The 8,218-nt window shown below is 42.1% G+C and carries 8 protein-coding genes; 6 read left to right on the top strand and 2 right to left on the bottom strand.

Going from position 1 to position 8,218, the window contains the following annotated elements; translation table 11 throughout:
• Together ACFIK7_RS09265 and ACFIK7_RS09260 are read right to left on the bottom strand one after the other, a co-directional pair.
• On the bottom strand, nt 1-192 hold a 192-nt coding region (locus ACFIK7_RS09265), incomplete at its 3' end, for a helix-turn-helix domain-containing protein (RefSeq protein ID WP_375663270.1).
• 350 nt (nt 193-542) lie between these two features.
• Nucleotides 543-914 (bottom strand): helix-turn-helix domain-containing protein, encoded by a 372-nt coding sequence (locus ACFIK7_RS09260; RefSeq protein ID WP_375663269.1) that lies wholly within the window; start codon nt 912-914, stop codon nt 543-545.
• Nucleotides 915-2,001: 1,087 nt separating this feature from the next.
• Between ACFIK7_RS09260 and ACFIK7_RS09255 the strand changes: the two genes are divergently transcribed.
• The 6 genes from ACFIK7_RS09255 (at nt 2,002) to ACFIK7_RS09230 (ending at nt 7,993) form a co-directional block, all read left to right on the top strand.
• The gene (locus ACFIK7_RS09255) at nt 2,002-2,136 is read left to right on the top strand and encodes a hypothetical protein (protein WP_375663268.1); all 135 of its coding nucleotides are present in this window, start codon (nt 2,002-2,004) and stop codon (nt 2,134-2,136) included.
• Nucleotides 2,137-2,254: 118 nt separating this feature from the next.
• Nucleotides 2,255-2,383: a hypothetical protein gene (locus ACFIK7_RS09250; protein ID WP_375658169.1), complete on the top strand. Its 129-nt coding sequence runs from the start codon at nt 2,255-2,257 to the stop codon at nt 2,381-2,383.
• 297 nt (nt 2,384-2,680) lie between these two features.
• Entirely contained in the window at nt 2,681-2,809 is a 129-nt protein-coding gene (locus ACFIK7_RS09245) for a hypothetical protein (RefSeq protein ID WP_375658169.1), read from the top strand.
• Nucleotides 2,810-3,033: 224 nt separating this feature from the next.
• Complete coding sequence (locus tag ACFIK7_RS09240; protein WP_375663267.1) at nt 3,034-3,231, top strand: hypothetical protein; 198 nt, start codon at nt 3,034-3,036, stop codon at nt 3,229-3,231.
• 218 nt (nt 3,232-3,449) lie between these two features.
• Nucleotides 3,450-6,029 (top strand): ATP-dependent chaperone ClpB, encoded by a 2,580-nt coding sequence (gene clpB / locus ACFIK7_RS09235; RefSeq protein ID WP_375631423.1) that lies wholly within the window; start codon nt 3,450-3,452, stop codon nt 6,027-6,029.
• An 836-nt stretch (nt 6,030-6,865) separates the two neighbouring features.
• On the top strand, nt 6,866-7,993 hold the full coding sequence (locus tag ACFIK7_RS09230; RefSeq protein ID WP_375663266.1) for a hypothetical protein: 1,128 nt from the start codon (nt 6,866-6,868) through the stop codon (nt 7,991-7,993).
• Nucleotides 7,994-8,218: the final 225 nt, after the last annotated feature.

The following is an 8,218-nucleotide window of genomic DNA, read 5'->3' as shown; positions in this document are numbered from 1 at the left end:
CATTTTTTGGGCGATTTTGAGTAAACATCCTGCGCTTACACGATTGAAGCCTTTTTCGTATTTTTGGATTTGTTGAAAACTAACACCTAAATGGCTTCCTAATTCTTTTTGGGAAAGGCTCATTGAAATGCGTCTGTGGCGGATTCTTTTGCCTATCAGAATGTCGATAAAATTTGGATTTTTGGTTTGCACTTCAAGCCCCCCCTCCGGTTGCGAGCGCCCTCGCATTGGTATTCCGGGAGTCTAAAAGTACTGAATCCGAGTCAGTTTTTTTGCTTTTAGTGCTTAAAGCACCTGGACATAGCAAAAACTCCCGGAATTCCGGGATACCCACAAAAGTAGGCTCAATTGTACGCTCGGATTTAGGGCTTTTAGTTCCCTATTGATCGTTGCGTGGACGATCAAAAAACATTTTTTAATTTGTAAAGTAATTTCAGAAGATTGGCAAGAAAAATCAATATGCCATAAAACGGCGCTATTTGAGGTGTGCTGGTTTGAATTTGACTTAAGGGGGAGAGGATATGTTGATGGGGGCGTTTTGCTTAATCAGAAATCAACCACAAGATTGCTTTTTGTTTTTTTGGCTGGAGGTCTCTAAAGTTTTTCAAAAGAGTGTGTTCTTTTTCGCTATAGGTTTCTTGATCACGGAGTGGGGTATTTTCTTTTGTTGAGATATCTTCTTTTGTAGCAATGTCTGCATAAAAAAAGCTTATAGGAACTTCCATTTTTTGGGCGATTTTGAGTAAACATCCTGCGCTTACACGATTGAAGCCTTTTTCGTATTTTTGGATTTGTTGAAAACTAACACCTAAATGGCTTCCTAATTCTTTTTGGGAAAGGCTCATTGAAATGCGTCTGTGGCGGATTCTTTTGCCTATCAGAATGTCGATAAAATTTGGATTTTTGGTTTGCACTTCAAGCCCCCCCTCCGGTTGCGAGCGCCCTCGCATTGGTATTCCGGGAGGTTGAAAATACTGAACCTAAATCAGCTTTTTGCTTTTAGTGCTTAAAGCACCTGGACATAGCAAAAACTCCCGGAATTCCGGGACACCCACAAGAGTGGGCTCATTTTACGCTAGAGCTTAGGGTTTTTGAATCCCTCTTGATCGCTGCGTAGACGATCAAAAAACATTTTTTAATTTGTAAAGTAATTTCAGAAGATTGGCAAGAGAAATGAAAATAATCTCAAAGAGACTATATGATTGGGTACTTTTTAAAAAAGTGCGAAATATGGATTATAAATCGCGTCTTTTGCTTAATCAGAAATGTCGATAAAATTTGGATTTTTAGTTGGAACTTTACACCCCCTCCGGTTGCGAGCGCCCTCGCATTGGTATTCCGGGAGTCAAAATACTGAGCTCTAGTCAGTTTTTTGCTTTTAGTGCGGAAACGCACCTGGACATAGCAAAAAACTCCCGGAATTCCGAGATACCCACAAAAGTAGGCTCAATTGTACGCTAGGGTTTAGGGCCTGTTTTCCCTGTTGATCGCTGCGTAGACGATCAAAATGACACTTTAAGTGATAAAGTAATTTCAGAAGATTGGCAAGAACAATCAAAAATTTTCTATTCTGTTATGCCATAAAACGGCGCTATTTGGAGGGGTGTGATATCAGCATAATCAATATTCACATTTAGGCGTTTTTTAGAGTGTGTGATAAATGTTTTAGGCTGGACTTATCTGTCTAGTCTAATGAAACAGTTTCGTTTGTGGGGTGGGTGATAACTATACAAAGTGATCAGTAGGGGGCCTTTGAGATAAGAAGTTGGATTGTTTACAGAACAGTGTTTACAAAGCGGTGTGGGGTGGTGAACCTTTCGTTGGCTTCGTTCTGTAAAGATGTAAAAGCGTAAAAATGTATATCCGTAAAAGTGAAGCGGAGGATTTGTGGATTTATATATTGTGCGTGTTTTGGTTACGTTGGGCTTTTGTCTGACATAGAATGTAGTGAGAGGATTGGGGGAGGTGCCAGACTGGAAGAGAAATGAAGAGTGTTGTTGAGTGCGTTGGTTGGAGAAGAGTGTGGGAGGAATGGAAGGTGATCTGAAACGAATGAGTGGTCAGTGGTGGAAACTTGCTAGACAAGTATTTGAATTATTTACAGAAAAGTGTTTACAAAGCGGTGTGGGGTGGTAAGCCTTTCCTTGGCTTCGTTCTGTAAAGATGTAAAAGCGTAAAAATGTGTTTGTGAGAAAGGAGTGGGGGGCTATGTGTTGTGTGTGTTTTTGTCATGGTGAGAAATGTGGCGAGATAAATGAGGGAAAGAGTCTGTGAATGGAAGTTGGGAGGAAGAGTGCTGTTAAGTTGTGAGTGTGTGACGGGAGAGAAAAACGGGAAGGGAGAATGGAGAGAGTGCGCATGGATAGGAGAAGAGTGTTGGTAAGGCGGTGGTGCAAAGAGATGCGTGAAGGAATGGTGATTTAAGGAGATAGAGCTTGATTTGTTGAGCCTGATGAAGTGCTGTCGTTTGAGGAGGGGAGTCTGAAGACTGTAAGGGGGGTACTAGGCAAAAAGCTGGGTTCTTTTACAGAACAGTGTTTACAAAGCGGTGTGGGGTGGTAAGCCTTTCCTTGGCTTCGTTCTGTAAAGATGTAAAAGCGTAAAAATGTGTTTGTGAGAAAGGAGTGGGGGGCTATGTGTTGTGTGTGTTTTTGTCATGGTGAGAAATGTGGCGAGATAAATGAGGGAAAGAGTCTGTGAATGGAAGTTGGGAGGAAGAGTGCTGTTAAGTTGTGAGTGTGTGACGGGAGAGAAAAACGGGAAGGGAGAATGGAGAGAGTGCGCATGGATAGGAGAAGAGTGTTGGTAAGGCGGTGGTGCAAAGAGATGCGTGAAGGAATGGTGATTTAAGGAGATAGAGCTTGATTTGTTGAGCCTGATGAAGTGCTGTCGTTTGAGGAGGGGAGTCTGAAGACTGTAAGGGGGGTACTAGGCAAAAAGCTGGGTTCTTTTACAGAACAGTGTTTACAAAGCGGTGTGGGGTGGTAAGCCTTTCCTTGGCTTCGTTCTGTAAAGATGTAAAAGCGTAAAAATGTGTTTGTGAAAAAGGAGTGGGGGGCTATGTGTTGTGCGTGTTTTTGTCATGGTGGGCTTTTGTCTGACATCGATGGGAGCATTGGGGGTGAAGAGACTGTAATAGTGCGGCTAGGCCGGTTGGGGTTGGGCTGGTGGGGAGGCTGGGCTGGTGGGGAAGCTGGGCTGGTGGGGAAGCTGGGCTGGTGGGGCGTATAGGGGAGTTGCGGTTTTTGTTTAAATTGATAGCGTATTTTTTTCTCCCTCTTGCTATGAGGCGTGTAAAAACCCATATTCTTTTTAGCACTACGGTTCTTCTTCATGCGGCATCATTTGCGGTGTTTTGTGGGGGGTGGGCTGTCCTTTGAAGATGTCTCTTTTGTGGAATGTTGGGGGAATTTAAAGTGCGGTGGTGGCTTGAGATTTAAGGAAAAAAAATGAATTTGGAAAAATATAGCGAACGCGTGCAGGGTTTTTTACAATCAGCACAAAGTGGTGCCCTTGCTTCTGATCATCAGCAGTTTTTGCCGGAGCATCTGTTGAAAGTGTTGTTAGACGATTCTCAAGGATTGGCAGCATCACTGATCCAAAAAGCGGGTGGTGATCTTACTCTTATTCGAAAGGCGCTTAACGAAGCACTTGATGCTTTGCCTAAAGTGCAAGGGGGGAATGGACAGCTCTATCTCTCTCAGCCGTTGGCAAAAGTCTTTAACATGGCGGAAGATTTGGCGAAAAAAGCCGGTGATCAATTTGTGACCGTTGAGCGTGTGTTGCAAGCGCTGATCATGGAAAAGACCGCAAAAACTGCTGATATTCTTACAAACGGAGGGTTGACAGCGCAGGCGCTTAATGAGGCTATTAATGATTTGCGGAAGGGAAAAACAGCAACAAGCCCCCATGCCGAAAGCCAATATGATGCTTTGCAAAAATATGCCCGTGATCTCACAAAAGATGCCCGTGAAGGAAAACTTGACCCTGTGATTGGGCGGGAAGAGGAAATCCGCCGCACTATTCAGGTGCTTTCACGGCGGACCAAAAATAATCCTGTGCTTATCGGTGAACCAGGGGTGGGGAAAACAGCTATCGTGGAAGGGTTGGCATTGCGCATTGTTAATGGCGATGTGCCTGAAACTTTGCGGGATAAACAGCTTCATGCGTTGGATATGGGAGCGCTTATCGCTGGTGCAAAATATCGTGGGGAATTCGAAGAGCGCCTCAAAGCGGTGTTGGCAGAGGTGCAAGCTGAAAATGGGCAGATCATTTTGTTTATCGATGAATTGCATAATCTCGTTGGGGCTGGAAAATCTGACGGTCCTATGGATGCTTCTAACTTGTTAAAACCTGCTCTTGCACGCGGAGAACTCCATTGTGTGGGGGCTACTACGCTCGATGAATATCGAAAATATGTCGAAAAAGATGCTGCTCTTGCACGCCGCTTTCAGCCTGTCTTTGTACCGGAACCCTCTTTGGAGGATACTATTTCTATCTTGCGCGGTATTAAGGAAAAATATGAACAACATCACAAAGTGCGCTTGGCTGATAGTGCTTTGATTGCGGCGGCGCGTTTGTCTAACCGCTATATTACGGATCGCTTCTTGCCGGATAAAGCTATTGACCTTATCGATGAAGCGGCGGCACGGTTGCGCATGCAGGTCGATTCAAAGCCGGAAGAACTCGATGCTGTTGATCGGCGTATTTTACAGTTGAAGATCGAACGGGAAGCTTTGAAAACAGATGTCGAGCCAACAGCAAAAGAACGTTTGGAAAATGTGCAGGAGGAACTCAAAACATTGGAACAACAGTCCGCTGAGATGACAAGTGCTTGGCAGGCTGAGAAACAAAAATTAGGGCATGCTGCTGATTTGAAAAAACAACTCGAAGAAGCTCGTAATGCTTTGGCTATTGCACAACGTGATGGACAATTCCAACGCGCTGGAGAGCTCGCTTATAGCGTTATCCCTGAACTCGAAAAACAATTGAGCATTGCGGAAAATGATGATCAACAAAATCATCTCGTTGAAGAGACGGTTACTGCTGAACATGTGGCGCGGATTGTTTCACGCTGGACCGGTATTCCTGTTGATCGAATGCTGGAGGCAGAACGGGAGGCGCTGTTGCGTATGGAAGATGAAATTAGCAAACGTGTGATTGGGCAGGGAGAGGCTGTTCAAGCTGTTTCTCGCGCTGTACGCCGTGCGCGCGCAGGGTTGCAAGATCCCAATCGCCCGCTTGGCTCTTTCATGTTTTTGGGTCCTACCGGTGTGGGAAAAACCGAATTAACCAAAGCTCTCGCGGCTTTTCTTTTCCAAGACTCCAATGCCATGTTGCGCATCGATATGTCGGAATATATGGAAAAGCATGCTGGGGCGCGGCTGATTGGGGCGCCACCTGGATATGTTGGATATGAAGAGGGTGGGGTGCTGACCGAAGCTGTACGTAGAAGACCTTACCAGGTCATTCTATTCGACGAAATTGAAAAAGCACACCCTGATATTTTTAATCTCTTGTTGCAAGTGTTGGATGAGGGACGTTTGACCGATAGTCAAGGACGTACCGTCGATTTTCGCAATACCTTGCTGATTATGACTTCTAATCTTGGTGCTGAGTTTTTAACTGCTTTGCCTGAAGGGCAAACCGTTGAGCAGGCAAAAAATGATGTTATGAATGTCGTGAAAGCGGCTTTCCGTCCTGAGTTTTTAAACCGTATTGATGAGATTATTCTCTTTCAAAGGCTGCAACGTCACGATATGGAAGCGATCGTCGATATTCAGATAGAACATTTGCAAAATTTGCTCAATGAACGCAAAATAACTTTGCAAATCGAGCCAGAGGTGAGAAAATTTCTTGCCGATAAGGGCTATGATCCGCTCTATGGTGCGCGTCCGCTTAAACGGATTATCCAAAAAGAAATTCAAGACCCACTGGCGGAAAATATCTTATTTGGAAAAATTCATGATGAGACGACGGTGAAAATTACAAAACAAGGAGATCGGTTGGAATTTTTGCCTGAAGATTAAGTGTGGAAAAATTCACGCTATAAAGGGCGGTGATAATCCTATTATGCGATAACACCGCTCTTTGAAGCGTGCTGATTTAGAAAAATTCACGATGAAACAGCGGTGTTTTATTGCAAAGCAAAGGGAATGGTCGGTGTTTTTGCATGTTAAATCAGCGTTCTCGAATATCGTAGGATTCTTTTACTCCTGGTTGTCGTGAAAGCTATTTTCTTACAATGTTATAAGTGAAGTCACAAGCGGGATTGCTTTATTGCTTTGTGCGTAAAAGCGTTAAAGACAAATGCCGTTTATTCGCCGTAAAACATTGCTCTTTGAGGGGGTGTGGGGGATTTTAGACGAAGATATTTTGATGATGGATTGGAGTTTTGCTGTTTAAGAAAAAGGTGGAGGATGCGTAAAATGCACTGCTCTCTCATTTTTTCGGTGATGTGCGTTTTTTTGCTTTAAAATTTTGCTAAAAGTTTTTTTTAACTGTTTGATTGATTGCACTCTTGTTAGTGGCTAATAGATGATGGAGCATGATTATCTGCACAATCAAGTTTGCTATTTTGCAGTTTTTTAATCAAGATAAAGACTTAAAAAAAGCTCCCTAACCTGTTTTTGGTTAAAATTTTTGCTATTCCTATTACAAAGACAAGTTTAAGTGGAGGTGTATATTAAAAATATCATCTATATCTTACTTTATTTTACTTTACTTATTTACCAATAAACTATAATATGGTAAATATTAAGTAAAACAAAAAGATAATGAACTTTTTTCAAGAACTTTAATAAGAACTGTATTGGAGTTTATTGATAAAAAGGATCATTTGAAATTTAAGCGGGGGTATAATCTCATGAAATTAGCCACAAACAAGGAATTAATTAACAGCTGGTTTGCAGAGGGCGTGAAGAGTTATAATCGGCATACTCCAGAAAGCTTAAAGGATTTCTATGAGGATAAGAAAGATTCGTTAATAAGTGATGCTGTGCTTCAACAGGAAATTTTGGACTCTTTAATACAGCGTATATCGTTAACACCGGATGATTCCAATCCATTAAAGATGTTTCTTGAACAAGGCATTTCTTTTAGGGAGGAGCAAGGGGCGAGAGTTTTTGATACTATTAGAGGTGAGCATTCGATATCTGTTAAAAGTGGAGAAAGCGTTGATCCATTTAAAGTGAATGATCCAGAAATTGACGCATCATCTATACCGGACAAACGAGAAAATACCCATACATTTACGATGACGTGTGACCGAAGAGAGCGTGCTTTTAGAGAAGAGTGTGGGCTGGACAATCTTTTAGAAGAGATCAGATCGTCTGTCCGAGAGCAGGATAATGTTGAGAGTTACAATTGGTTAGAAAAGCTTATTGATCGTGCATTAAACAGTGAAGTTGCACCGTTACAAGAAACACAAGAAATCTACATTCCAGACATTCGTGATCTTCGTTTAGATGAAAAATCATATGAGCTCGCTATAAAAATCATTCGACGAGCAGTCAACTGTCTTGGGGTTCCCTCACGTTTGTACAATGCTTGTTATTTTCAAAAAGCTTGTTCTTTGCGTGATCTTGTATTCATTTTTGTCAGCAATGCTCAATTTGACATAAATGATCAAGTTCTTGACGAAGTCATGAATATATCGACAGTTTGTGACGCTGAAAATAACCTTTTAACAGTGAAAGATTTTGGTGAGAAAAATAGCGATGTTATTGGTCTTGCTATGTCAAAAAAAACGATATCTATCCATGACTTAAAAAGAAAAGGGTATAGCGAGTGTGATCCAAGCAATTTGCGCACGAATATCTTTTTTCATATTTCGCAATCGTCATTATTTCGTCCGTTTGAAACAATGATTGTCTTTAAAGCAGGGACTGATGATCAGATTGAAAAAACAATAAAAAGGTACGAAAGCGCCAATGGCATGAAGTTAAAAGAAGAAGCAGAGAAAGAAGCTTTAAAAAGAGTAAAAGTGCTATAAAAAGATTAATAGAGGCATTCAAAAGTCATTGGAAAATTATAAGTGACAACAAAAATGCAGCTGATTATCCTATCTGCCGTAAAACATTGCTCTTTGAAGGGGTGTGGTGTGCTAGAATATTTGAGGGCAGGGTTTGAGTTATTGAGCCTGATGAAGTGCTGTTGTTTGAGGGGAAGCTGGTTTGAATTCGACTTAAAGGGAATATGAATGGAATAATGTTGATCG

This window comes from Bartonella sp. CL266QHHD, from assembly GCF_042195355.1.
Taxonomy (GTDB): domain Bacteria; phylum Pseudomonadota; class Alphaproteobacteria; order Rhizobiales; family Rhizobiaceae; genus Bartonella.
The sequence above is the reverse complement of the archived record's forward strand: the minus strand, read 5'-3'. Positions and strand labels throughout refer to the sequence as shown.

Coding starts and splice junctions, on each gene's coding strand:
- ACFIK7_RS09250 (WP_375658169.1), top strand. CDS start 2,255: ATGAGGGAAAGAGTCTGTGAATGGAAGTTGGGAGGAAGAGTGCTGTTA.
- ACFIK7_RS09245 (WP_375658169.1), top strand. CDS start 2,681: ATGAGGGAAAGAGTCTGTGAATGGAAGTTGGGAGGAAGAGTGCTGTTA.
- clpB (WP_375631423.1), top strand. CDS start 3,450: ATGAATTTGGAAAAATATAGCGAACGCGTGCAGGGTTTTTTACAATCA.
- ACFIK7_RS09230 (WP_375663266.1), top strand. CDS start 6,866: ATGAAATTAGCCACAAACAAGGAATTAATTAACAGCTGGTTTGCAGAG.